The sequence below is a fragment of the Pueribacillus theae genome (genome assembly GCF_003097615.1).
GTDB classification, from domain to species: domain Bacteria; phylum Bacillota; class Bacilli; order Bacillales; family UBA6769; genus Pueribacillus; species Pueribacillus theae.
In genome coordinates, this window is record NZ_QCZG01000042.1 from 1 (window position 1) to 26,163 (window position 26,163).

Annotated in this window: 23 protein-coding genes, 1 tRNA gene and 1 pseudogene; 13 read left to right on the top strand and 12 right to left on the bottom strand. The window is 41.9% G+C overall.

Annotated features, from left to right (window positions below; genetic code table 11):
- Both DCC39_RS15565 and DCC39_RS15570 read left to right on the top strand, forming a co-directional pair.
- Positions 1–365 (top strand): annotated as a pseudogene (locus DCC39_RS15565) (transposase); the annotation flags it as partial.
- 144 nt (positions 366–509) lie between these two features.
- On the top strand, positions 510–1,157 hold the full coding sequence (locus tag DCC39_RS15570) for a 3D domain-containing protein (protein WP_116555824.1): 648 nt from the start codon (positions 510–512) through the stop codon (positions 1,155–1,157).
- 127 nt (positions 1,158–1,284) lie between these two features.
- On the opposite strand, the gene DCC39_RS15575 is transcribed toward DCC39_RS15570, so the two are convergent.
- From DCC39_RS15575 to DCC39_RS15615, 9 genes are all read right to left on the bottom strand, one after another.
- Positions 1,285–2,097 carry a cobalamin-binding protein gene (locus DCC39_RS15575; protein ID WP_116555825.1) on the bottom strand — a complete coding sequence of 271 codons (813 nt, stop codon included), beginning with the start codon at positions 2,095–2,097 and terminating at the stop codon, positions 1,285–1,287.
- Positions 2,098–2,357: 260 nt separating this feature from the next.
- On the bottom strand, positions 2,358–2,840 hold the full coding sequence (locus tag DCC39_RS15580) for a divergent PAP2 family protein (protein ID WP_116555826.1): 483 nt from the start codon (positions 2,838–2,840) through the stop codon (positions 2,358–2,360).
- Positions 2,841–2,945: 105 nt separating this feature from the next.
- On the bottom strand, positions 2,946–3,539 hold the full coding sequence (locus tag DCC39_RS15585; RefSeq protein ID WP_116555827.1) for a biotin transporter BioY: 594 nt from the start codon (positions 3,537–3,539) through the stop codon (positions 2,946–2,948).
- A gap of 74 nt (positions 3,540–3,613) precedes the next feature.
- A complete protein-coding gene (gene menC, locus DCC39_RS15590) occupies positions 3,614–4,741 on the bottom strand; it encodes an o-succinylbenzoate synthase (protein WP_407071866.1) in 1,128 nt (375 codons plus the stop codon).
- Entirely contained in the window at positions 4,738–6,225 is a 1,488-nt protein-coding gene (locus DCC39_RS15595) for an o-succinylbenzoate--CoA ligase (protein ID WP_116555829.1), read from the bottom strand. The genes menC and DCC39_RS15595 overlap by 4 nt, the downstream gene beginning before the upstream one ends.
- Positions 6,226–6,380: 155 nt before the next feature.
- Positions 6,381–7,199 carry a 1,4-dihydroxy-2-naphthoyl-CoA synthase gene (menB, locus tag DCC39_RS15600; RefSeq protein WP_116555830.1) on the bottom strand — a complete coding sequence of 273 codons (819 nt, stop codon included), beginning with the start codon at positions 7,197–7,199 and terminating at the stop codon, positions 6,381–6,383.
- Between the two features lie 14 nt (positions 7,200–7,213).
- On the bottom strand, positions 7,214–8,032 hold the full coding sequence (menH, locus tag DCC39_RS15605) for a 2-succinyl-6-hydroxy-2,4-cyclohexadiene-1-carboxylate synthase (protein ID WP_116555831.1): 819 nt from the start codon (positions 8,030–8,032) through the stop codon (positions 7,214–7,216).
- Complete coding sequence (gene menD, locus DCC39_RS15610; protein WP_116555832.1) at positions 8,032–9,801, bottom strand: 2-succinyl-5-enolpyruvyl-6-hydroxy-3-cyclohexene-1-carboxylic-acid synthase; 1,770 nt, start codon at positions 9,799–9,801, stop codon at positions 8,032–8,034. The genes menH and menD overlap by 1 nt, the downstream gene beginning before the upstream one ends.
- Positions 9,798–11,189: an isochorismate synthase gene (locus tag DCC39_RS15615; RefSeq protein ID WP_240613673.1), complete on the bottom strand. Its 1,392-nt coding sequence runs from the start codon at positions 11,187–11,189 to the stop codon at positions 9,798–9,800. The genes menD and DCC39_RS15615 overlap by 4 nt, the downstream gene beginning before the upstream one ends.
- 256 nt (positions 11,190–11,445) lie before the next feature.
- Here DCC39_RS15615 and DCC39_RS15620 point away from each other — a divergent pair, with 256 nt between their 5' ends.
- From DCC39_RS15620 to DCC39_RS15630, 3 genes are all read left to right on the top strand, one after another.
- Positions 11,446–12,378, top strand: a complete 933-nt coding sequence (locus DCC39_RS15620) for a 1,4-dihydroxy-2-naphthoate polyprenyltransferase (protein ID WP_116555834.1) — start codon at positions 11,446–11,448, stop codon at positions 12,376–12,378.
- Positions 12,379–12,507: 129 nt separating this feature from the next.
- Positions 12,508–13,926: an amidase gene (locus tag DCC39_RS15625; RefSeq protein WP_165820909.1), complete on the top strand. Its 1,419-nt coding sequence runs from the start codon at positions 12,508–12,510 to the stop codon at positions 13,924–13,926.
- A 206-nt stretch (positions 13,927–14,132) separates the two neighbouring features.
- Positions 14,133–16,259, top strand: a complete 2,127-nt coding sequence (locus tag DCC39_RS15630; RefSeq protein WP_116555836.1) for an ATP-dependent Clp protease ATP-binding subunit — start codon at positions 14,133–14,135, stop codon at positions 16,257–16,259.
- 15 nt (positions 16,260–16,274) lie between these two features.
- Here the strand turns inward: DCC39_RS15630 and DCC39_RS15635 are convergent, their stop codons facing one another.
- Together DCC39_RS15635 and DCC39_RS15640 are read right to left on the bottom strand one after the other, a co-directional pair.
- The gene (locus DCC39_RS15635) at positions 16,275–17,603 is read right to left on the bottom strand and encodes a hemolysin family protein (RefSeq protein WP_116555846.1); all 1,329 of its coding nucleotides are present in this window, start codon (positions 17,601–17,603) and stop codon (positions 16,275–16,277) included.
- Between the two features lie 104 nt (positions 17,604–17,707).
- Positions 17,708–18,547 (bottom strand): alpha/beta fold hydrolase, encoded by an 840-nt coding sequence (locus tag DCC39_RS15640; RefSeq protein WP_116555837.1) that lies wholly within the window; start codon positions 18,545–18,547, stop codon positions 17,708–17,710.
- Positions 18,548–18,706: 159 nt separating this feature from the next.
- Here DCC39_RS15640 and DCC39_RS15645 point away from each other — a divergent pair, with 159 nt between their 5' ends.
- The 3 genes from DCC39_RS15645 (at position 18,707) to DCC39_RS15655 (ending at position 22,226) form a co-directional block, all read left to right on the top strand.
- Positions 18,707–19,201 (top strand): Lrp/AsnC family transcriptional regulator, encoded by a 495-nt coding sequence (locus tag DCC39_RS15645; RefSeq protein ID WP_116555838.1) that lies wholly within the window; start codon positions 18,707–18,709, stop codon positions 19,199–19,201.
- The gene (locus DCC39_RS15650) at positions 19,198–20,379 is read left to right on the top strand and encodes an aminotransferase (RefSeq protein ID WP_116555839.1); all 1,182 of its coding nucleotides are present in this window, start codon (positions 19,198–19,200) and stop codon (positions 20,377–20,379) included. The genes DCC39_RS15645 and DCC39_RS15650 overlap by 4 nt, the downstream gene beginning before the upstream one ends.
- 179 nt (positions 20,380–20,558) lie before the next feature.
- Positions 20,559–22,226, top strand: a complete 1,668-nt coding sequence (locus DCC39_RS15655) for a long-chain fatty acid--CoA ligase (protein ID WP_116555840.1) — start codon at positions 20,559–20,561, stop codon at positions 22,224–22,226.
- A 20-nt stretch (positions 22,227–22,246) separates the two neighbouring features.
- Here DCC39_RS15655 and DCC39_RS15660 read toward each other — a convergent pair whose 3' ends face one another.
- Complete coding sequence (locus DCC39_RS15660) at positions 22,247–23,254, bottom strand: MBL fold metallo-hydrolase (RefSeq protein WP_165820910.1); 1,008 nt, start codon at positions 23,252–23,254, stop codon at positions 22,247–22,249.
- 159 nt (positions 23,255–23,413) lie between these two features.
- Here DCC39_RS15660 and DCC39_RS15665 point away from each other — a divergent pair, with 159 nt between their 5' ends.
- The 5 genes from DCC39_RS15665 (at position 23,414) to DCC39_RS15685 (ending at position 26,158) form a co-directional block, all read left to right on the top strand.
- Positions 23,414–23,962, top strand: a complete 549-nt coding sequence (locus DCC39_RS15665; protein WP_116555842.1) for an RNA polymerase sigma factor — start codon at positions 23,414–23,416, stop codon at positions 23,960–23,962.
- Complete coding sequence (locus DCC39_RS15670) at positions 23,952–24,770, top strand: hypothetical protein (protein ID WP_116555843.1); 819 nt, start codon at positions 23,952–23,954, stop codon at positions 24,768–24,770. The genes DCC39_RS15665 and DCC39_RS15670 overlap by 11 nt, the downstream gene beginning before the upstream one ends.
- A 163-nt stretch (positions 24,771–24,933) precedes the next feature.
- Positions 24,934–25,338 (top strand): S1 domain-containing post-transcriptional regulator GSP13, encoded by a 405-nt coding sequence (yugI, locus tag DCC39_RS15675; protein WP_116555844.1) that lies wholly within the window; start codon positions 24,934–24,936, stop codon positions 25,336–25,338.
- Between the two features lie 215 nt (positions 25,339–25,553).
- Positions 25,554–25,626 (top strand) — tRNA-Ala (locus DCC39_RS15680).
- 145 nt (positions 25,627–25,771) lie between these two features.
- A complete protein-coding gene (locus tag DCC39_RS15685) occupies positions 25,772–26,158 on the top strand; it encodes a hypothetical protein (RefSeq protein ID WP_116555845.1) in 387 nt (128 codons plus the stop codon).
- Positions 26,159–26,163 lie beyond the last annotated feature (5 nt).

Genomic DNA, 26,163 nt, shown 5'->3' on the forward strand with positions numbered 1-26,163 from the left:
AAAAAAGGGTCTTCAAATTGGCATAAACAACGAATCAAGGTTGCAAGAATACATGAAAAAATAACGAATACAAGAAAGGACTACTTGCATAAAATCTCAAATGCTAAGGTACGCAAGCTAAGAACGCCGCGTCCTGCGGCAACGCTTGCATGACCAACGTCGTGTTGGCCTAAACCACGATGTCATCGGGATTGAAGATTTGCAGGTATCCAATCTGTTAAAGAACTCCAAATTAGCAAAAGCCATTAGTGAAGTAAGTTGGTCAGAGTTTCNGTACGCATCACGACAGGGATATTAACGCAAGTAGGAATCTTAAAAATGAAGCCATAAGACTTCTAACCGCAGGAACTGCGGGGATAGCCTAATCAAAACTTTCGGTTACGAAGGTGTTCTTAGGAATCTCCATCTTCAAATTTCGTAAGAAATAAGATGGAGTAGTTCAATTCTCACTTTTTCCGCGTATAAATTCTTTCGAATTGGGAAGGAATACGTATGGAGGGAGTGAAGGAATGAATACTTTGAAGACAACTGCCCGCCGTTCATTTATGATCATATTATTTCTGGCGGCTCTTTTTTCAACGTATACTTCAATTACCGGAATAAAGGCGAATGATTTGTCTGATTGGTTTAGAGAGAAATTAATCGCGAAAGAAAACACGGAGAATATAGCAGTAGAGGAAAAGGCAATAGAGACAAATTCTCCGCCTGCAAAAACAGCTAGTACGCTTGAAGAAGCGATTGACTGGTCCCAATATCCTTCAAAAAAAGTTGTTGCGACAGGATATACAGCCGGCAAGGAATCAACTGGAAAGTCGCCTGGCCATCCTGCTTATGGGATAACCTACTCAGGTGTAAAAGTAAAGAGGGATCTTTATTCCACAATTGCAGCCGATCCGGAAGTTTTCCCCATTGGTACGGTATTGTTTATTCCTAATTACGGATATGGTGTTGTAGCGGATACGGGTTCGGCAATTAAAGGTAATAAAATTGATCTTTATTTTGAAACGACAAAAGATGTCTATCGTGAGTGGGGAAAGCAAGAGGTGACTGTTTATAAAGTGAATCATGGCAGCGGAACATTAACTGAACAGCAATTAGCAGAACTAAATGAGGATGAAGCGATGCAAGTCTTTCGTCAAAAATATATAAAAAGTTAAGAAAATGCAACTAGCATTTTCTTAACAGATCCTAGAAGCCAGAATAGTTAGAATTAAGAACGCCACATTGTGTAGCAACGTCTGCATGACCCACTTCCTGTGGGCCTAAAGACGATTTCTTTTAGAGTCATTTTTCCAAAAGGGTGTCCGTGTCGTTGAATACGGGATATTTATCAGGATGCAAAAGGTATGCTAATTTTTTCAGTCCGTGCAGGAGCCTTGGCGATGGGCGGCAAAATAGGTCTTCTTCAAGAATATGGATAGGTGGCTGCTTCCTCTCATACAGTTTATCCCATCCTTCGCGTTTCGTGACGAATTCGGGTTTCACTTTCGTTTGGTTTACACCAACCCAAGCAAGGCAAATCACATCAGGATGACGCTCCAAAACAGCATCCCACGTCGTTTGTACACTTGCAATATTTTTGTCATGAAATAGATTCGTACCTCCTGCTAGCTCACTAATTTCAGTAAGCCAGTTTGTCCCGCCTGGGGTAAAGACAGGCTTCGGCCACCATTCCCAATATAACGTTTTCTTCTCCCGAATGTTTGATGCAATCGCTTTGTACTCATCGATGATTTGAAAATATTTTTTTACTATGGCGTTTGCTTTCTTCTCTGTCCCTGTTAACTTGCCTAGTTCTAATAAATCATCCGCAATTTCGTTCAATGAATTCGGATTAAAAACGACATGGGGCAAATTTCGCTCTCTTAATTTTTCAATATTTTTTTCCATTCCAGGAACGCTTAAAGAAGCTAAAATCAAATCAGGTTGTAATGATTCAAGCTTGTCAATGTCAATCGATAAATCAGGGCCTAGCCGCGGCAAATGAGTAATTTCCGAAGGCCAGTCTGAGTAGTCATCAACAGCGATAATGTTTGGGGCAAGCCCTAAGTAAGCTGCGAGCTCGGTGTTGCTTGGGCAAATTGATGCGATTTTCATGAATAGCCAGCCATCCTTTCTATAAAAAGGTTGTTTAAAAAGTCCGGAGGATCACAGGATGTGAGCCAGTTCGACGATGTTTTTAGCCGAACATCTTTAACAGCCCAATTTCTTCGTCAGCTTTGTTCTTGCGGTACTCACGTATCCTTAAAGGATATGAGGTTTTTCTGCTAAATACGTGCATGTCATGTCTACAACGCAGAAGTCAGCCCTCCTGCGCAAGTTCTCAGAACTTTGTTCTCGGTTATTTTTTGAAACACTCACTGTAAAGTGATCAATGAATAAATAACTAACGTTGAACATACACCGAATAGCCCTCCGACAAACACTTCACTCGGTTCGTGGCCGAGTAATTCCTTAAGTTCCTCACGTTTTTGCAGCTTGTCTTTTCCAGCCCATGTTTTTGCTTCTTCAATAAAACGGTTAAAATCTCTCATCAAAGTGTTGATTGCGATCGATTGTTTGCCAGTTTGCCTTCTAACGCCAGTTGCATCATACATAACGATAATGGCTAATAATGTAGCCACTGCAAAGATAGGCGAGGAAAGCCCTTCTTCAATTGCGATACCTGTTGCAAGGGCTGTAACGCCGCCAGAATGGGAACTTGGCATACCACCGCTGCTGTTGATGAGGCGCCAATCCCATTTTTTCGTAGCGATAAAGTTAACGGGAACTTTTAAAAATTGAGCCAACACGATGGCGGCAATGGCACACCATAATGGGAAATTTGAAAAGATCGCCATTGTGGTATCAAACTTCCTTCCTTAGAAAAATAGTGTTACCATTATAACATAGTTCAACATGAAAAAACCGCGCTTTCGAAGCGCGGTAAATAAACGTTATCATCATTAAGCTGCTGATTGATTCGAGAGGCTTCCAGAACGATGGATCGCTTTGTAAATACGCGGTGCCATGACAGCCGTTAAAACGGTTAACAAAACATCTTTTGGAAGCGGGGGAACCATCAAAAGCCAAGCCATCCCGTAAGTAAATCCTTCCGGAGCATCCGCCCAAAATTTGTATGCGAAATACATATAGTTTGTCCCAAGAAAATAGTTAATGGCAAGTCCAACCATACATGCAATTAAAAATCGGCTAAAGCCTGGATCTTTTGCGGTTTCAACGATTTTTCCAACAATCCACGATACGAGAATATAAGATAAAATAAAACCAAATGTTGGCTTAATTAAAATAGCCGGTCCCCCCGTAAATTGGGCAAACACTGGCGCTCCCACTAAGCCGATTAACGTATAAAGAGCCATGGAAAGGGAACCGAGCCGGCTTCCGAGCAGCGCTCCAGCCATGATGGAGAAAAACGTTTGCAGCGTAATTGGCAAACCGCCAATAACGAGAAACTGGGCGATGTTCGCACCAACACCCATCAGGGCTGCAAAAAGAGCCATAAACGTTAAATCAATTGGTCGAAATTTTTTACGCTTCATTTAATATGCCCTCCTTTGATCAGTTCTTTTAGATAAGCATAATAAAGGGCGTAAATAATGTCAACTTAATATTTTTAATAGTTAACATTAAATGTATTCTTGAAAACTTTCGAACAAAGGGTGAAGCGTTTAAGCTGCTCCCGGTTCACTTCATAGCCGATTCCCGGCTTTTCGGGGACTTCAATGCAGCCGTCAACCATGGTGACTTCCGGTGTAATCAGATCATGCACCCAATAGCGGCTGGAAGCAGAGGTGTCTCCAGGGATGATGAAATGATCCAACGTTGAGATGGCGATATTATGCGCGCGGCCGATGCCTGAATCCAGCATGCCTCCGCACCAGACGGGAAGCTGATGTTCCTTGCATAAATCATGGATACGCTTTGCTTCTGTAAGCCCACCGACACGGGAAACCTTTATATTGATGATTTGACAGCTCTTTTGTTCAATCGCCTGCTTAGCATCGCGGTAAGAGGTGATGCTTTCATCAAGGCAAATGGGTGTGTTTAGTTCTTTTTGCAGAACTGCATGGCCGAAAATGTCGTCAGCCGCAAGCGGCTGTTCGATCATCAGGAGATCGTATTGATCCAGTTTTTTTAATTGGGCGAGATCTTCCAGTGTGTAGGCGGAATTTGCATCAGCCATAAGCGGAAGCATCGGGAAATGGGAACGGATAGGGGAGAGAATCTTATCCTCCATTCCTGGGCTGATTTTCACTTTTATCCGTTTATAGCCTTCATTTACATACCGCTCAACTGTATGAAGCAGCTCCTTTTCAGATTGTTGGATGCCGACGGCTGCGCCAACTTCAATTTTTCTTTTTTTGCCCCCTAAAACGCTGGCAAGAGGAGAGTTGTTTCGTTTCGCATACACATCCCATACGGCTTCTTCAATGGCGGCTTTGGCCATATTGTTTCGCTTTATCGTACGAAAAAGAGAGGAGACATTCTCTGGGTGTTCGATATGATTTTCAAAGACGATCGGAATGAGAAAGTCCTCAAGCATATGCCACGCTGTTTTTGTCGTTTCTTCTGTATACCAAGGGGAAGAAAAAGCGGAACACTCCCCCCAGCCAATTACTCCGTCTTTATCCTGCAGTTCAACGATAATGAATTCCCGATCGAAAGTGGAGCCTGAACTTGCGGCAAAAGGTGTTTTAAGCGTCATCAAGATATGATGGAGTACGGCTCGGTGGAATTTCAGCATCTTTTATCTTCCTTCAAAAACTGAATGAGTTCGCGCCTCATCAGTTTGTTCGCGCCGTTTCGCGGGAGCTCATGTACAAAGTAAATGTTTTTCGGTACTTTGTAGCCCGCTAATTGTTCGCGGCAGAACGTTTTAAGCTGTTCTTCAGTTACCGATTTGTCATTTTTGACGACAAAGGCGATTGGCACTTGCCCCCATCTTTCGTCTTCCCTTCCTGTTACTCCGGCTTCAACGATAGATGGGTGGGAAAGAAGCGTTGCTTCAATTTCAGCGGGATAGACATTTTCGCCGCCGGAAATAATAAGATCGCTTCTTCGATCAACGACATATAGGAAGCCGTCTTCATCGAGATAGCCTAGATCTCCTGTGTAAAGCCAGCCATTTTTTATCGCTTGTTCGGTCGCTTGTTTTCGCCTTAGATACCCCTTTGTTACGTTTGCTCCTTTTACAACAATTTCCCCTACTTCATGCGGTTCAGCGATTGCGCCATCTTTTTCAATTTTTAATTGGGCGTGGAAAAGAGGCTTTCCGGCAGAACCGATTTTTTTGAGCATGTATTCTGATGAAAGCGTAACGATTTGTGATGCCGTTTCTGTCATGCCGTATGTTTGAAAGACAGGGATGTTTTTCTCTGTGCACGCTTCAAGGAGCGGCTTCGGTGCGGGTCCACCCCCGAGCAGCATACACCTGAATGACTCGGGGTACTTGTTTTCAAGGGCATGAACCATCCGGGCAAGCATGGCGCTGACGACGGATACAATGGTGACGCCGTTTGAGTGGATCGCTTGATTTGCTTTATCGGGATCAAAGGCGTCATGGATAACGACAGGAATACCATAAATAACGCTTCTCATCAAAATCGACAACCCGCTCATATGGAACATCGGAACGGTGCACAGCCATTTGTCGCTCTCTTGCAAGCCTAGATTCAATGCTGAGCCGATAGCGCTCCACCAATGGTTTCCGTATGTAAGGATGACACCTTTCGGCGATCCTGTCGTCCCTGATGTATACATAATGGTATGGTTGCTATCCAAATTTATTTCGGTTTTCGGTTGAAAATCAGATTCCGCCAACTGGCCAAGCTCATGAATCGCCATCGCTTTGACACTTTTGAGCGGTTCGGCAGCTTCGATCGCTTGACTGCTGAATGATTCGTCATAAATCAAAAGCGCTGTATTTGAATCTTCAAGCTGGAAGCGCAGTTCAGCCGGTGCCAGCCGATTGTTAAGCGGTACGGTGACGGCGCCGATATACTCAAGCGCGTGGATGAGTTCGACGGTATGGGGACAATTTTTTAGCAAAAATGAAACATAATCCCCTTCTTTAATCGGAAAGGAAGCAAGCTTGCGTGCGAGTGAAAGGGCACGCTCATGCAATTCAAAAAAGGAAATTTTTTCTGTCTCAAATTCAAGGGCTGTGCGTTCCGGTGAAAGAAACGCACGTTTATACAGCCAATTCGGCATCATTTCTCCCGACATTGTGATTCCTCCAAACTCGGTGAAATAGCAAATCAGCTTGGTGAATTGCCACCAAGCTGAACATATTTTAAAGATATAAAAATAAGGTGTATACATAGTTAGCAGGATTCCTCGGTGCAGAGCCCAAAGGTGTTTTTTCGAAGTAGTCGTTTTTATTAAGGAAAACGCGGGAATTGGCCAAAGTCCGGCTTTCTTTTTTCTTTGAAAGCATCGCGGCCTTCTTTTGCCTCTTCTGTCGTATAGTAGAGAAGGGTAGCGTCTCCGCCAAGTTGTTGGAGCCCGGCAAGTCCGTCTGTATCCGCGTTGAAAGAAGCTTTCAAGAAGCGAAGGGCAGTTGGGCTTTTTTCAAGCATTTCCTTGCACCATTGAATGGTCTCTTCTTCGAGTTTTTCAAGTGGTACGACCGTATTGACGAGCCCCATGTCAAGCGCTTCCTGTGCGGTGTATTGACGGCATAAATACCAAATTTCACGCGCCTTTTTGTGGCCGACGTGGCGAGCCAAATAGCCTGCGCCATAGCCTGCGTCGAAGCTTCCAACCTTCGGGCCTGTCTGGCCGAAAATGGCGTTTTCCGAAGCGATTGTCAAGTCGCAGACAACGTGGAGAACGTGGCCTCCGCCAATCGCATAGCCGTTTACCATCGCGACGACAGGTTTCGGAATGACGCGGATTAAGCGTTGTAAATCAAGCACGTTGAGGCGCGGAATTTCATCGTCTCCAACATAGCCTCCGTGACCCCGCACTGTCTGGTCACCGCCGGAGCAGAACGCTTTCTCGCCCACACCGGTCAAGATAATCACGCCGATTTTGGAATCGTCGCGCGCCCGGGAAAAGGCATCAATCATTTCGTTGACCGTTTTTGGCGTAAAAGCATTATGTACTTCAGGCCGGTTAATCGAAATTTTGGCGATTGCGTCATATGTTTCGTAAATAATTTCTTCGTATTCTTTTTCTTTTTTCCATTCGACTGTCATAGCAAAGACCTCCTTCATTTCACTTCGATCTTATGTAGAAATTCAGCAACCGTTTTGACAAATGGCCGGCTTTTTTCAAGATGCACTGTGTGGCCCGCGTCACGAAAAATGGTGACGTTGGAGCGGGGAAGAAGCTTGTCCATCTCTTTTGCAATTTTAACATATTTTGCGTCAAGTTCGCCTGCCAGAAGCAAGCATGGCATGTTAAGTGCCGGAAGGCAGCTCCATAGAGACGGCTGTCGTCCAGTCCCCATGCCGCGCAAGCTGTTCGCAAGGCCATGGACTCTGTTTTGTAGGCGGTTTGCCCTTACTTTTTCTCTCTCTTCTAATGTTACTCTTTTTTGGGTTTGAAATAAAGGGATGTTTTCCCAATAATCGACGAAAGCTGTTATGCCCTTTTCTTCGATAAAAGCTGCAAGCTTTTCATCAGACGACCTTCTCGCTTTCCGCTCCTTTTCTGTTTTCAAGCCAGGAGAGCTGCTTTCAAGGATGAGAGATGAAATTCTGTCTGGGTACCGGCACGCGATCATTAAGGCGAGCCTGCCGCCCATCGAGTAGCCAAGCAAATGGATGGTTTGTATGTTCATTTTATCCAACAAGGCAATGGTATCGTCCGCCGCTTTTTCCAATGTATAACGTGCCGGATCATGGGGTGCGTCTGATTTGCCGTGCCCGATCATGTCAATGGCAATGACCGTATGTTTTTTCGATAAGAATGGAATGAACGGCTTCCAAGTATGGCTTGAACCTGTGAAGCCGTGCAAAAGAAGGAGGGGCGAGCCGCTTCCTTCCATTTCAACATGCAAGTTCAGATTGTTGACCTGATAGAACATTATTTTTTCTCTCCAAAGAGCTTGGCTTGAACCGTGCGTTCCACCTGATTCCAAATTTGTTTGTGAAGCCGCACATTCTCGCTTCGGTTTGTTACGATTTCAATCACGTTTAATCCATTTGTTTTTAAGCTGTCTTCATAAACATTTCGAAATCCATTCCAATCCGTCGCACGCACAAACGTACCACCGTACATTTCAACAACATGTTTAAAATGAAGGCCAATCGGAGTGCCGAATAATTGTTCAAAGTGCTTGCTTTTATGTTCAGCTTGGGGCAAAAACGAAAAAATACCGCCGCCATCATTATTAACGACAATGATTGTCGCATTCAAGCTGTACAGTTTGGCTGGCAACAACCCGTTTAAATCATGGAAAAATGATAAATCGCCAATGACGAGGACGAGCGGTTCACTGTGAAGGCTCGCGCCCAAAGCGGTTGAGACGACACCGTCAATTCCGTTCGCGCCCCTGTTTGCGAATGTCCGGATTTGTTTTGATTGATTAAAAAGAAATGTATCCAAATCTCTTATAGGCATGCTGTTGCCGACGAAAATGGATGCTTTGTCAGGAAGCATCGAGACAGCTTCAAGCATGGCTTGGCCTTCGTTCATTTTGTCATGCACTGCTGCCTGGTGAATGGCTTCTTTGCTCATGCTGTTTACATCTTGCCATGTTTTTAACCATTTCTTTGCTTCCTTGTTTTGTCCTTTCACAAAAGAACTCATGCGGCTGCAAAAATCAAATGGAGAGACGTAAATAAGGTCTGAAGCTGTTAACGTTGGATCACGCCAGCCTGCGCCATCATCGATCAAGATTTGCCTGCAAGTTGGATTATTTTTAATGTATAACAGTAATGCTTTCGAGACTGGCATAGCACCGAAGCGAATGATGACATCAGGTTCAAATCGGCTGGTAAAAGCCGTTACACGCAAAAATGCATCATACGTATCTATAATCGTATCTTTCTTGTGCGGGCCTGTTCGAAGCTGTGAAAGGGGATCCGCGAGAATTGGAAATTGCAGCTTTTCCGATAATTTGACAAGTTCTGATGCAAATGAAGCACCTTCGTTTACTGGCCCACAAATAATTAACCCTTTTTGATTGGAAGTTATTTCTTTCGCAAGTGATTGCAAATCGTCGTCAGAGCATGTTCGGCTTCCGGAAATAACAGCTGTATAGCTTTTGCCTGCCTCACGTCCGCCTTCCCAAAGCGTTGGAAGCGACAAATCGGGTAGAAGAGGCTCCCTAAACGGGAGATTCAGATGAACAGGCCCGGCAGGTGTCGCAATTGCAGTTGAAACAGCCCGGGATGCGGTTATTCTCGAATAGCGAAGCAAGTCATCCGATTCTTCAGGCAACGCCATATCAACAAACCATTTTGGGTAAGTGCCGAACAAGCGGACTTGATCAATTGTTTGAGGTGCCCCGCTGTCACGCAGCTCGTGGGGGCGATCAGCGGTCAATACAACAAGCGGAATTCTTGATAGTTTTGCTTCAATTACTGCCGGATAATAGTTTGCGGCTGCTGTCCCTGAAGTACACACAATCGCAACCGGTTCATTTTTTGATTTTGCGATGCCTAACGCAAAAAAGGCAGCAGAGCGCTCGTCAACCTGCAGCCAAATCTTTAAGCCAGGATGTTCCGCCATTAATAACGCCAAAGGCGTCGAACGGGAACCCGGGCTTATGACAGCATGGCGGGTTCCCGAGCGGACGAGTTCATCAACAAACGCAGCAGTATATTTCGTAAGCGTGTGGTTTTCAATCATGTTTTTTCTTCTCCTAATACGGATAACATTGGTTGAAACTTAATTCTCGTTTCTTCGTATTCACTTAATTCATCGGAATCTGCGACAATCCCACAGCCGGCAAACAGGGATGCTTCACTGCCTTGAAGCAATGCAGAGCGGATCGCCGCCGCAAATTCACCGTTGCCTTTATAGTCAATCCAGCCAATAGGGGAGGCATACCAACCTCTGTCAAGCTCTTCCACCTGGCGGATTTTTTCAATGCCGGCATTTTTCGGAAAGCCCCCGAGAGCAGGTGTCGGATGCATCGCTTCAATAATGGTAAGCAAGGACTTGTCTGTTGCTTTTGCAGCGATCGGTGTAAATAAATGTTGAATATGGCGTGATTTGAAGAGAACAGGCCCATCTGGCACGCAAACATCCTTGCAAAACTTTTTGGCGACTTCCCCAATCATGTCAACAACGAATTGGTGTTCTTGGCGGTTTTTAGGATCATTCATTAGATCGTTTCCGAGCTGTTCATCTTCTTTTGCTGTGTTGCCCCGTTTCATCGAGCCGGCAAGGCATGTGAACAGAACGTGGCCTTTTTCCCGTTTTGCAAGCCTTTCAGGGGTTGCCCCGATAAAACAGTCTTCCATGCTTTCAAAAGCAAAAATATAGCTTAAAGGCTGTTCTTTATGCAGGCGGGAAAGGGTGTGCTCAGGTGAAAAAGGCTTATCTGCAAAAATTCGAAGTTCTCTTGCCAGTACCACTTTTTTAAGTTCATTCTTTTTTATGCTTTCCGTTGCTTCTCGAACGATACGCGTCCAAGATTGAGGGTTAATTTCTTCCTTAATATACGCATTGTGGAGAAGTGATGCATTTCCTCCATACTTAAAAAGATTTTCCCGTTCTTTTATCGCTATTTCTGTGATAAGATCCGGATCATCTGTCGCTTTTAGAAAAAAGTTCTCAGTTAGCCAAGAGCTTTCTTTATGATTCGTAAGCATAAATTTCGGCAAATTCATTTTTACATCTGGAAAGGACTTCCAAAGCGGCGTCTTTTCTTTTAAAGGATCAAAGCTGAATCCACCCAAAAGAGTTGGGCCCGTTCCCGGAACCGGTTCGTCTTGAACAATAATCGCATCTTGCAGAGACTTACGCCATTTTTTCTCGACCCAAGAAAAACGATCCGTTCCATTTGTCTCAAATGTGAGCTCGGAGCCGACTCCAACAAGGGTTAATTCTTGATTGGGGTCACTCCAAAAAATCCGTGTTCCTTTTTCGTCTTTGCATGCAGAAAAAAAGAGAATGGGATCTTGGTATTTTATTTTTGAAGTTATACTTACAATAATTGGGCGACCACATTGGCCAGCTTTTTTAACGCCTTCAACTAGCTTTTCATACAGTAGCTTAGGCTCTTCTATCATGATCACGATTGATTCCTCCTGAGTAGATCCGGAAGTCAGAGATTAAAACCCGACTTAATCACTTGTATATAGCAAATTTCCTTATAAAAACGGCAATAGAATCTATTCAAAGATACACCTTCCATTTGATTTATGTCAATAAACAAGCCATAAATCGAGCCCATATAAAGAGGAAGAAAGCTGGTTCAGAGAGATTGACAGTTTCCCCCCATTCTCATAAACTTAATTTGTGGATCAGTTTAAGGGAGAGAAAATTATGTCAGCACTTATCGAACAACAGAAGGATATGAAACAACCTTCAAGTTGGCAAGTGTGGTGGCGGCTTTTGCGCCCGCACACATTAACGGCAGCGTTTGTCCCGGTTTTTATCGGAACAATGCTTGCGGTTTTGGATGGGAAGTTTCATTTTATGTTGTTTTTGGCGATGATGTTGGCTTCGCTTTTCATTCAAATCGCGACAAATATGTTTAATGAGTATTACGATTATAAGCGGGGGCTTGATACTGCTGAATCAGTCGGAATCGGGGGAGCAATCGTAAGAGATGGAATCGAACCAAAGCTTATATTGCGCCTTGCGCTCATGCTGTTTTTCATCTCTATTTTGCTTGGAATTTATATTTCCGCTGCAACAAGTTGGTGGATTGCTGTTATTGGGGCCATTTCAATGGCGGCGGGATATTTTTACACAGGTGGCCCTTATCCGATCGCTTATACACCGTTTGGCGAAATTGTTTCCGGTTTTTTCATGGGACTTATTATCATCCTTATTTCATTTTATATTCAAACAGGCGCTGTTACGACGAAGAGCATTCTTATCTCTGTGCCGATATCTATTCTGTGTGGAGCCATTTTAACGGCCAACAATATTCGCGACCGTGAAGGCGATGCAAAAAGTGGGAGAAAAACTCTGGTCATTCTTTTAGGCCATAAAAACTCTGTCCGATTTTTAGCGGCTATGTTTATTTTCTCTTATCTTTGGGTCATTTGGATGATTGTTGCAGGGTACGCGTCATTATGGCTGCTTCTCGTGTTTATTAGTTTGCCGAAAGCCGTTTCGGCAACAAGAAACTTTATCGGAAAGAAACAGCCAATTGAAATGATGCCTGCCATGAAAGCGACAGCACAAATGCACACTCATTTCGGTTTTTTAGTTTCAATTAGTCTATTATTTGAATACCTATTAAAATAATTAAGATTCATGTAAAGCGGTGGCATCAATGTCATCGCTTTTTTATATATTAAAAAGGAATTCTCATACTGATAGCCAATTTTTATTAAGAGGGAAATTTTCTATTATAAATTCTAAGGAGTGAGTGCCTTGTCAATTACGGATTTATCAGCAGTAGAGTTACGGAGGCAAATTAAACAAAAGGAACTTTCGCCTGTTGAAGTTGTCAAAGCTTATCTTGATCGTATTGAGAAGTTCAACTCAAAATGGAATGCTTATGTCACAATCAATGAGCATGCGATAGATGAAGCGAAAAATGCGGAAGAGGCGGTTATGAAAGGGGAAGAGCTCGGTGGCCTTCACGGCATACCGGTAGCGATCAAAGATTTAACCCCAACGAAGGGAATCTTAACGACATATGGCTCGGAAATGTTCAAAGATTTCATACCCGATTATGACGCGACTTTTTTACAAAGGATTAAAGAAGCTGGCGGTATCGTGTTAGGGAAGACAAACACACCTGAATTCGGCCATAAAGGGACGACGGATAACCCGCTGTTCGGGACGACAAAAAACCCGTGGAACGAAAAGTTAACACCAGGTGGTTCAAGCGGAGGTTCTGCTGTCGCGGTTGCGGCAAAGCTCGCGCCATTTGCTGAAGGAAGCGATGGAGGAGGCTCAATTCGAATCCCATCATCATTAACTGGAATTTTTGGTTTGAAGCCGACATTCGGAGTTGTACCGCATGACAGCGATCCAAACAATCTCTTCGGCTCCCAGCACCCCTATTTACATAATGGTCCAATGGCGAGAACAGTTGAAGACGCTGCCCTTCTTTTCTCAGTTATGATGGGATACCAAGTGAATGATCCGGATTCCGTTCCAACATCCGCGGTCGACTTTGCAGACTTGAACGGTGATGTGAAAGGGTTAAAAATCGCCTATACCCTCAACTATGGTTTATATGAAGTATCAGATGACGTGAGAGAAGTCGTTGAAAAAGCGTGTGATAACTTGGCTTCCCTCGGTTGTGAAGTAGAAGAAGTAAATCTTGATCTTGGAATCAGCAAAAAAGATCTCGCACGGGCATTTTCCGGCATGTGGTGTGTCAAATACGCAGCGAATTATGGGCATTTATACGACAAAGCACCTGAAAATTTCTCGGAAAACATCGCAAAAATGATTGCAGTTGGGAGAAAATTAAGCGCAGTTGACTACCGGGCAATTGAATTCAATCGTACAAAAGTGTGGAAGGCCATCCAATCCATCTTAAACAAATACCAATTCATCGTATCGCCTACCCTTGCGACAACAGCCTTTGAACATCATTTGCCAGGGCCTTCACATATCAATGGGAAGAATATTAATCCGGAATCAGATTGGATGATGACACAAATCTACAACTTGACAGGCCATCCAGCCGCATCGTTGCCAATCGGGTTAACATCATCCCGTTTGCCAGTGGGCCTTCAAGTTGTCGGCAGCCGTTTTGCCGATCGGCTTGTTTTGCAGTTGTGCCGTAACTATGAAAAAGCATTTGAAACCTATATTGAACCAACATATGAATAGTGAAAAGCCGTTGCCTTGAATAGAGGTAACGGCTTTTCACTATTTTTTTTCACTTTTTTATAAAAAGCACTTGAAAGTCAAAGAAGGTCAGAGTATAATAAAGTCAAAGGTCAAATATAGTCAAAGTCAAAATCAAAGACCTTAACCTAACCTAACTTGAAATTAAAAACTAAAACAAATCGAAAAATAAGAAGGAGGATATTTACATGACAAAACGTTGTGAAAAATGTAATACAAATGAAGCAACAGTTAGAATGAGAGTTGGTATCAATGGCCAGCTTCAAGAATTTCACTTATGTCAAGAATGTTTCCTCTCTGTTCAAAATGAAATGAAAAATCCAACTGGTTTCAGCTCAATGCATCATCATTTTGACTTTAATAATGCGTTCCAAGGATTCATGCAAGGAAAAGGGCCTCAAGTGACTCAGCAAGTGAAAGAAGAACGAAAAGGATTGCTTGATGAACTTGGCCATAACTTAATGGATTCAGCTAGAGAAGGACGAATTGATCCTGTTATTGGAAGAGAGCAAGAAATTGACCGAGTCATTGAAATTTTGAATAGAAGGAACAAAAATAATCCAGTTTTAATTGGTGAACCTGGTGTCGGTAAAACAGCGATTGCTGAAGGCCTTGCGTTAAAAATCATCCAAGGCCAAGTGCCGACAAAACTATTAAATAAAGAAGTGTATATCCTTGATGTCGCATCTTTAGTAGCGAATACCGGCATCCGAGGACAGTTTGAAGAACGAATGAAACAACTTATTAAAGAGCTGCAAAGCAGAGAAAATGTGATCTTGTTTGTGGACGAGATTCATTTAATTGTTGGAGCTGGCTCTGCCGAAGGCTCAATGGACGCAGGCAATATTTTGAAACCTGCGCTTGCAAGAGGCGACCTTCAACTTATTGGCGCTACAACTTTAAAAGAGTACCGCCAAATTGAAAAAGACGCGGCACTCGAACGGCGTTTGCAGCCTGTTATTGTGAAAGAGCCTTCTGTTGAAGCCACATTGGAAATCCTAAAAGGTTTGCAGCCAAAATATGAACAATATCATGAAATCAAATATACAGATGAAGCCATTCGAGCTTGTGCAATGCTTTCCCATCGTTATATTCAAGACCGCTTCTTGCCTGACAAGGCGATTGACCTGCTTGACGAAGCCGGTTCTAGAAAGAATTTGGCTCAGTCTGCCGGTGACCGTGGAAAAATGGAAGCGCGCCTTCAAGAAATCGTGAAAGAAAAAGAAAAAGCCGCGAGTGAAGAAGATTATGAACGTGCTGCCTATTTGCGTACGGAAGAATTGAGATTGCAGGAAGAAATGAAAAAAGCGGGCGAAAATAATCAGGAAAAAGTTGAAGTGGAAGACATTCAACAAATTCTTGAAGAAAAAACAGGCATCCCAGTGACAAAATTGCAAGAAGACGAGCAAGTGAAAATGAAAAACTTGGAGTCCAATCTTGCAGATCGAGTCATTGGACAAAAAGAAGCTGTTGAAAAAGTAGCGAAAGCGATCCGCAGAAGCCGCGCTGGACTTAAAGCAAAAACACGCCCAATCGGATCATTCCTTTTCGTTGGCCCTACTGGTGTCGGTAAAACCGAGCTTACGAAAGTACTTGCCGAAGAGCTTTTCGGTTCGAAAGATGCATTGATTCGTCTGGACATGAGCGAATATATGGAGAAACATTCTGTTTCTAAATTAATTGGTTCGCCTCCAGGCTATGTAGGCCATGAAGAAGCTGGCCAATTAACTGAAAAAGTAAGGCGCAACCCATACAGCATCATTTTGTTGGACGAAATTGAAAAAGCGCATCCTGATGTGCAGCACATGTTCTTGCAAATCATGGAAGACGGGCGCTTAACTGACAGCCAAGGACGTACAGTAAGCTTTAAAGACACCGTCATCATTATGACAAGCAACGCAGGTACTGGTGTGAGGGAAGCAAAAGTCGGCTTTAATGCTGAACAATCTGATGCTGTGACAGATCTTGAAAGCTTAACACCTTACTTTAAACCAGAATTCTTAAACCGCTTTGACAGCATCATTCAATTTAACCCATTAAAAGAAGAAGACATGATCAAAATTGTCTCTCTTATGTTGGATGAATTGAATGAAACGCTGAAAGAAGACGGAAAAACAATCGAAGTAAGCGACGAAGCGAAAGAAAAATTAGCAAGCTTAGGCTATGATCCTCGTTTTGGTGCCCGTCCGCTTCGAAGAGTCATCCAAGAAAAAGTCGAAGACGGCATCGCCGATCTCTTCATTGACGAGCAAGACGTTGAAAAAATTAAAGTTGACGTTGAAGACAATGAAATCGTCGTAAAAAAACAAGCATAAAAAAACTTCTGCCGATTAATCGTCGGCAGGAGTTTTTTTTATCACTTGTTCATCTTTGTTATTTTGTCTAATCACTTCAATATATTTAACTTGATGTCCATCAATTTCCGTTACTTTAAATTCATAGCCGTTCACTTTAATCGAAGAACCAAGCTGGATATCGCTTATCTGAGAGAGCATCCATCCCCCAATTGTATCAACTTCACTGTCATCAAGATGCAAATTGAATAGATTGTTCACATCTTCGATTAACACTTTTCCATCCAGCACTGTAATTGTTGGGGACACTTTATTAATCATTGGCTGTTCATCGCTGTCAAATTCATCGCGGATTTCACCGACAATTTCTTCAAGGATATCCTCAACAGTAACAAGGCCTGCAGTGCCGCCATACTCATCAACGAGAACAGCCATATGAATTTGCTCTTTTTGCATTCTAATGAGCAATTTTTTTATCGGTATATGTTCAATCACTAAAATGATCGGACGAATATATTCTTCCAATGGCTTCGCATGGTTATTGAACACATCATGAAAAACTTCTTTTATATTGATTAAGCCAACAATATGATCTTTGTCGCCATCCGCAACGGGAAAGCGTGTAAATTTTTCTTGTTTTAAAACATTAAGATTTTCCTCCAACGTATCGTCTTTATAGACGCACACGATTTCTGTCCGAGGCACCATAATTTCCCTCGCAAGCCTGTCATCAAACTCGAAAATGCGGTTGACATACTGCAATTCGGATTGATTGATTTCGCCGCTTTTATAGCTCTCAGACATACTAAGCCGCAATTCCTCCTCTGATAAAGCAGCTTCTTGGGAATCATTCGTTTTAAAACCGAAAACGCGAACGAGCAAACGGGCCGAACCGTTTAAAAGCCATATGAGAGGAAACGCAATGATATAAAACCAATACAGCGGCTTAGCAATCAATAAAGCAATTTGTTCTGATTTTTGAATGGCAATCGTTTTTGGTGCCAGTTCACCAACTACGACATTTAAAAACGTGACAAACAAAAATACAATTAGAAAAGATAAAGTGCTGGTAACCGCCTCAGGCAAGCCGAACCAAGCAACGAACGGATCAATAAGGCCGTGAAACGTTGGTTCTCCAAGCCACCCAAGTCCTAATGCCGCAATTGTAATGCCCAGTTGGGTGGCGGATAGGTAGCCATCAAGGTTGTTCAGTATTTTTTGAACAATGATGGCGTTTTTATTCGCATTCATTGCCAGTTGGTCAATTCGGGTTTTTCTTACTTTAACAACCGAAAATTCCGCCGCAACGAAAAAGGCGGTAAAAAAGATAAGTAATATGAATAAGATTAAATTAAAAATATCCATCATTTCCTTATACAAATGTATAAGGGATTCCACCTCCTTGGTACGAGAGGATTAATTTACGATTCAAACCTATTGTTTTAATACCCTAACCAGACAGTGATTACTCATTCATTTAAAAATTCCAGAATATCTTTCGCTAGTTTTTCCGGCTGTTCTTCACTGACTAAATGGCCGGCATCCTCATAAACGACGAGTTTTGCATTTGGCAAATCGGTCAAAAGGTTATGCGCAGTTGTAAGCGGGATAACTTTATCATGTTTTCCCCATACAAGTAAACATGGGGTTGCAATGCTTTGCATTTCCTCTGATAATAAATCGCCTTCCCTGTGGCGCAATAAACGAATCATGCAGTCGAGGAAGCGTTTATGTTGCAGCGGTTCCCCATACTCTTTTATTAAGTTTTCATTTACAATAGATTTATTGTAGACGACAGTGAGAAGATTTTCCTTCACATCGTTCTTCTTAAACCATTTTTTTATGAAAAAACTTACAAATGGAAGATAGGAACTATAAATAACTGCTTTTTTTGCCCTTTTTAAATAAGCTGAGCCGCCAATCAAAACACATCGTTCAATGAGTGCCGGGGCTATTTTTGCTGTGCGCAATGCGATTTGTCCTCCCATTGAATGGCCGATCAGCACAACATGCTTTAGTGAAAACGCAGTGATAAAATCAATGATGAGCTGGCTGTAATTTTTATAAGAATAACGGAATGACGTTGATTTTTCGCTTTTTCCAAAACCAGGCAAATCGATTGAAATGACGGTATGCGTTTTTGCGAGCAGCGGAATTAAATAGCGAAAGCTATATGTAGACGAAAGAAATCCATGAATAAGCAAGAACACTTGATTGCTTCGGTGTACGTTAGGCTCGTACCACTCGTAATACAGTTGTACATTTAACAATGTTATGTTGCTAGTATGTTCTGTTATTGCTGTTGTCATTTCGAAAAACCTCCATTTGCTGCAAAAACATACTTTATAAAAAATGATAACAGCTTAACGTATTATACCCAATTTTTCCTTTTTTCAATGCTGCCCGAGGTGGGATTTCTGTTATAATAAACTAAGTTGACACAGCGTGTGTATGAAGGAGCGAAAATTATGGATAACAAGACTGTGGAACTGCTTGAAATCTTGGAGAAAAATGGACGAATTCCAATTGAGACGTTAGCAAAAATGCTTGATTTAAAGGTTGAAGAAATAGAAAGAAAGATAAAAACGTTAGAAGAAAAAAATATCATTCTTAGCTATTCGGCTGTCGTAGACTGGAGCAAAGCCATTGAAGACGAGAAAGTCACGGCGGTCATTGATGTTAAAGTGACGCCAAAGCGCGGCGTCGGCTTTAATGAGGTTGCTGAACGAATTTACCGCTTCCCTGAAGTAAAGGCTGTTTATTTAATGTCAGGAACCTATGATCTTTCCGTTCACATCGAAGGAAAGACAATGGCACAAATCGCGAGATTTGTTGCAGAGAAACTATCTACCATCGACTCGGTTATTTCAACGACCACACACTTTATGTTGAAAAAATACAAACATGACGGTGTGATTTTTGAACCGAAAAAAGAAGATAAACGAATTGTGGTGTCTCCATGAAAACGAGCACAATGAAACGATCGTATTTATCTGAAACAGCGAAAAAATTAAAGCCATCTGGGATACGCAAATTTTTTGACCTTGCGTCACAAATGGAAGGCGTCATTTCATTAGGTGTTGGAGAACCGGATTTTGTCACGCCTTGGCATGTATGCGAAGCAAGCCTTGATTCTCTTGAAAGAGGGTACACTGGCTATACATCAAATGCAGGGTTGCTTGAGTTAAGAACTGAAATTGTGAAATACTTACAAGGGAAATTCAATCTGACATATGATGCAGAAGATGAAGTGATTGTTACCGTTGGTGCGAGCCAGGCGATTGATGTTGCCCTGCGTGCCATCCTTGATTCAGGTGATGAAGTGCTTGTCGTGGAACCTTGTTTCGTTGCCTATAGTGCGAGCGTTTCTCTCGCTGGTGGCGTCCCTGTCGCCGTACCGACAAGTGCTGAAAGTGAATTTAAGCTGCTGCCTGAACAACTAGAGCAGAAAATTACCGAAAAGACAAAAGCAATCATCCTTTGTTTCCCGAACAACCCGACGGGGACAACGATGAGTGAACAAGAGTTGGACAACGTGGCTGACATCGTTAAAAAACACGATTTGCTCGTATTGACTGACGAGATTTATGCGGAACTTAGCTATAATGAGGAACATGTGAGCATAGCCCGTTTTAACGGAATGAAAGAAAGAACGATCTACATTTCGGGCTTTTCTAAAGCGTTTGCCATGACAGGCTGGCGGCTCGGCTATGCGGCGGGGCCAGCAGAAATCATTCAAGCGATGCTGAAAATCCATCAATATACAATTATGTGTGCACCAACTATGGCTCAGTACGGGGCACTTGAAGCACTCAAGACAGGGATGGACGATGTGAATGAAATGGTGAAAAGCTACCGTCAGAGGCGGAATTTCCTCGTCAAGTCCTTTCAGGAAATTGGATTGGATTGCCACTTGCCGGGCGGGGCATTCTATGTCTTTCCTTCGATAAAAAAAACAGGCCTTACATCAGAACAATTTGCGGAACGCCTGCTTCATGAAGAAAAGGTGGCTGTTGTTCCTGGCAACGTTTTTGGAGAAGGCGGCGAAGGGCATATCCGCTGTTCTTATGCTACGTCTTTATCTGAACTGCAAGAAGCAATGAACCGGATCGGAAGATTCACAAGAAAATATGCTGTCTAAATAAAAAAAGCAAAACCGTTTAGTGGTTTTGCTATCATAAAAAAGGGGGATACAAAAATACAGTATATCCTCTTTTTTTTATTTTATTCCCTTTAAATATTTGGAATATTTAAATATAATGGATTTATTCCCATGCAACCGTTCACTGTTGGGATCAAAATTTAAAGAGGTGACTAAAAATGATGACAAGGCATTTTGCATTTTGGCCAAAACGACTAGCAAAAAGTTTACCAATCCCAGAAACGACAGTATATGATAATCTTGCCGTTACAGCGAGGCGTTATCCCAATAAAACGGCAATTGTTTACTATGGAAAGGAAATAACGTTTAAACAGCTGAATGAAGAAGTGTTGAAGCTCGCAGGCTATTTACAGAAAAATTCAGGCGTGAAAAAAGGTGATCGGGTCGTATTATACATGCAGAACTCGCCACAATATATGATTTCATTTTATGCGATTCTGCGAGCAGATGCCGTCGTTGTACCAGTTAATCCAATGAATATTAAAGATGAAGTCGCATTTTATTTAAAGGATTGCGACGCTAAAGTTGCGATTGTTGGCCAAGAATTAATTCCGCAAATTGAACCAAGCATAGGAACGACGCCATTACAGCAAATCATTGTTGCCGCTTATTCGGACTATGCGGAGACCGATTTGGATTACGCAGTGCCTGAAGTGGTTGCTGCTGAAAGGCAGACATTTGAATCCCCTGATCTAATTGAATGGGAGAAAGCATTGGCAGCAGCGATTGAACCGAACGTAAGCACTGCCGAACCAGATGATCTATGCTGTCTTCCATATACTTCGGGAACAACTGGGAAGCCGAAAGGCTGCATGCATACACATAAAACATTGCAGGCAAACATTCTCAGTGCAAGTGTATGGTCTCAGATCACGCCAAGTGCAGTATGCCTGACAACGCTTCCTCTTTTCCATGTGACAGGCCTTCAGCATAGCATGAATACACCGATTTACAATGGAGCAACGATGGTTGTTATGACGAGATGGGATCGCGACGTTGCTGCTACATTCATTGAACGTTATCGCTGTACGCATTGGGTGAATATCGCCACAATGGTCGTTGATTTCTTGGCGAATCCGAATTTGCCAAACTATAATATTGAGTCTCTGACGTCCATCAGCGGAGGCGGGGCGGCACTTCCGGAAGCTGTCGGCGAAAAATTATACGAAATGACAGGTGTCCGGTATACAGAAGGTTACGGGCTGACAGAAACGATTTCACAAACCCATTCAAATCCGAGTGAGAGACCAAAAATGCAATGCATGGGTATTCCCCAGTTTGACGTTGATGCCAGAATCATTGATCCGAATACAATGAAAGAATTGGGCCCGAATGAAGAAGGAGAGGTTATTGTTAACGGTCCACAAGTGTTTAAAGGATATTGGAACAGGCCTGAAGAGACAAAGAATGCCTTTATTGAAATGGATGGGAAAACATTTTTTAGAACAGGCGATATTGCCCGGTACGACGAAGAAGGTTATTTCTTTATGGTTGATCGCGTCAAGCGGATGATTAATGCGTCAGGCTTCAAAGTGTGGCCAGCAGAAGTGGAATCAATTCTTTATAAGCATCCTGCTGTAGAGCAAGCTTGTGTCATCGGAGTCCCTGATCCGAGAAGAGGAGAAACGGTAAAAGCATTTATAGTTCTGAAAGAGGAAAGCAAAGGAAATACAACAGAAGAAGAGATTATTGAATGGTCAAAAACACAAATGGCAGCGTACAAATATCCAAGAATCGTTCAATTTCAAGATAGCCTTCCTATTTCAGGAAGCGGGAAAATTTTATGGAGGAAGCTTCAGGAGCAAGAAGAACAGATGCAGGATTAATTAACACAAAAACTCACGCTTTACAGGCTGTGAGTTTTTGTCATTAATGGATGGTGATCAGCAGGGTGTGGCTCTTTTTTGTAAAAAAGGTACTCTTTTATTAAATGGTGTGTCGTGATAAATTCGTTGTAATAATCTTCATAATCCCCTCCGTTTTTAATTAAACGTTGGAGATGTTTTACAATTCCAATTATTTCTGAAGTCATTTCCAAAGGACTTTTTTTATGAGTTTCTTTAAAATAAAAAACTTCTTCGTAAACGATGTCTTCTGGAGAAATCCCTCGATCAATAGCATCTATCAATTTTTGCTCTCGTTTTTCAATAATTGCTAAGTAGTCGTGCAGCTTCTGTTCATATTCTTTGCGCCGAACCATCCCTTTATGGTGGGAAGTAACGAAGTATTCCGCATCAACCTCAAGGGTCTTTAACGCTGACTGAATAAACAAATCAATGTCGCTGTCAATGTTATTATACCACGGCCCGAATGATGACAAGTCAATGTCGACAACAAACAGGATACCGTGGTCAGGGAAATAGGGAAGAGCCAAGCCTTCCGTGTGGCCAGGTGCATGAATCATGATCATTTTTTCGCCAGCTATTTGTAATGGGAGTTCGTATGGATAAACATTCATATCCACATTTGTCGCTGCATTTAGGACAGGATTATTTCGTTCAGTCCGTTTTTTTATCCAGTCTTCGGCTCCTTCTTCACCGAGAACAGCATAGAGCCCGTTCGCTTTGGTCAGTTCATGTAAATCTTTTAGCTTATGTTTATCGTAAGGATTAATCCACGTTTGTGCTTCGGGAAATTCACCAATTCCCGATATGTGATCAAGGTGGTAGTGCGTTAAGTAGATATTTTTGAGTGGCTTTTGATTTTTTATATAGTCATAGGCCTTGTGACCTGTCCCGCAGTCAATTAATGCTGTTTCATCTCGACCGTGGACGAGGAGTGAAGTAGAAAAAGGTATTTTACTTTTATTTTCACCAGTAAGGATTTCAATTGGACCGATTTTTGTATATGTCACTGGTTTCCCTCCAAATTGTGAATGGTTATCTTGATTAAGAGGTTTTACTCTAATATAAGGATACTAAATTTTAAGATATTTTACAAAACGGCAAATCATTTTAGTTGAAACTTTTTCATTGGAATGGCAGTTTTATAATCGAAAGGAGAGAGGGTGAATATGCGCGTTGATAAGATCATTGGATTAGCGAAACAAGGGAACCACGATGCGCTACATGATTTAATTGAAAGTCACTTGCCAATTGTTGAGCGATTCGCTTACCAAATTGGTGTGTCAGCCAATGATGTTGAAGATGTAACACAGGAAGTCTTCATACGTGTTTTCCGCTTTATTGATCAATTTTCCGGGAAAACGTTTTCAACGTGGCTATATACAATCACTTTAAATGTCGCAAGAGATTATTTTAAAAAAACAAAACGTGAACAAAATAAAATCATTGCCCTTTTTAGGGAGCCAACTTCTACTGTGAGTAGTGATAAGGAAACGTTCCAAAATGAGGAGGATGCTTTTCTTCATAAAGCTATCCAAGATTTAGATCAAAAATATAAAGTGCCGCTTGTACTTTATTATTTCCACGATAAAAAGATTCAAGAGATCTCACAAATTTTGTCAATCCCTGAGTCTACAGTTAAAACCAGACTTTCTCGAGCAAAATCACGATTAAAGAAGATGATCGAGGAGAAGGGAGGAGAATTCGATGCAAAGTAGTGATGATAAATTACAAATTAGATTAAACAGCTTAAAACAAGCCTATGAACAGATGCCGGCATTCTCTAATGTAGATAGGATTGTAAAGAATATAAATGGTATAAATCGTACGAAGAGAAAAAGAAAGAGATTACGTATATTGCCAATAGGAGCTGCTATTGCCGTCTTTGCACTCGTTGGATTACTCATCGTTGCTTCGCCGGATTTGTTCCAGAATGGCTCAGAAAATTCTGAGCAAAAAATGGAAGAAAGCTCTGAAAACCATGTTAAGCAAGATCCAAACAAGTTGGCAGAAACAGATAAAGATAATGAAAAAGACGCGACTACTGTGGAGATCGATCGTCCCGAAACAAAAACTGAAACACTGGAAATCGAAGGAATGCCTGAAGAAAAAACGTTCATTCTTGCGAAAAATGAACATATAGGAGTCTCCACATATTACCCTGATGACATGGTTGCACAAACTGAGCAAAACAGCATAAAAATATTCACCAATTTTGTTGGGGAAAAAAGGGACGATGCTTATTTTGAAATCTATGAAGCAAGTGAGAATCAAACAAAAGATGATAAGCAGCTGCTATCCGACTTTAATGGTTATTCTATTACTGAAGTTGCCGAGGATGAATTCATGATCCCATACTCCCAGAAGGAGTATACGATTGAAAAAGGAGATTTTACAGGCACTGTCTCTATTTTCGAAAGAAATGGCAAAGTGTATCGAATAACAACCCATTACCCTATTGAATGGGGTGACGGAGTTGGTCCAAGAATAGCTAAAATCATTGATGAATTAGAGTTTCATGAGTAAGTAGAAAAAAATCGGCTCTTTTGCCGATTTTTTCCTTTTTCGGGCTTCTGACTTTAAGTTATTAATCGATATGCAATCACGTTTCATGTTACGTAGCTTTCCTTTCCAATGCTGTCAGGTCGTGATATAATAAAAAAGCTAATAAAATCTTAGGAGTGTGTATATGACAGCGAATTATGAAGTAGGCAGTGTTGTGCAGGGGAAAGTGACAGGAATCAAGCCTTTTGGAGCGTTTGTTGCTCTAGATGATAAAACACAAGGATTGGTTCATATTTCTGAAGTTGCGCACAGCTATGTCAAAGATATTAATGATTTCTTAAAGATTGGAGATGAAGTAAGCGTAAAAATCTTGAACATCGAAGAAGGTTCGGGCAAGATTTCACTTTCGATTCGGGCGACTGAACCCGCCCCTGAGCGCACGGAAAGGCCACGTCCTCGCCCTCCTCGCCAAAATAAATCTTCAAACCAATCCCCTCAAGGTTTCAATACACTTGAGGACAAGCTTAAAGAATGGTTAAAAGAATCAAACGATCGGCAAGCACAACTTAACAAGCGCCTAAAAAAATAGGCAACATGCCAAAGGACTGAGATGAAATTCTTAGTCCCTTTTTAACTTGGATGATTTGATTACATGGCATTCACCAGCTTGTGGAACATGGAGAGATTGCTTTACTTCAAGGTGAAAAAAATTGGCGTGTCACTTGATACTTTCTATAAAAAATGCAAAAACTATTGACTTTTAATACGTCAATACGTAGAATAATTATTGCCGTGTTAAAATTCGGGGCATTAGCTCAGCTGGGAGAGCGTTTGGCTGGCAGCCAAAAGGTCAGCGGTTCGATCCCGCTATGCTCCATCATATCTTTTCATTTGAAAAGTCCTTTAAAAAAGGGCTTTTTTTGTATATATCCATGTTAAACGAACACCATCGAGTCGCTAGAAATCAATACAATATATTTTCAAAAAGATGCTATAATGGATGAAAAGTGAGGTGTTTTTCATTGGAAGAATTATTAAAACAGCTCATGTCACAAATGAACGAACGATTTGATAAAATTGATACCGAAATGAATCAGATAAAAGAAGAAATGAACGGGCAACGTGGAGAAATCAAAGAGCTAAGAGAAGAAATGAGTGGGCTATGTGGAGAAATCAAAGAGCTAAGAGAAGAAACGAGAGGATTAGGAGTAGCAATCAAAGAGCTAAGAGAGGATATGGCTAATAACCAAACTGAAAATAGAAGCTATTTTCAGCGTCTCGAAACGAAGCTAGAAGATCAACAACAAACGTTTGAAGTTGTTTCCGATGAGTTAAGGAGCATTAATTGGGTCTGCGTAAAATCTTGTGTAAGTAATATTCGGCAATCTTCGCAAGGCAAGAAAACATAGGTATG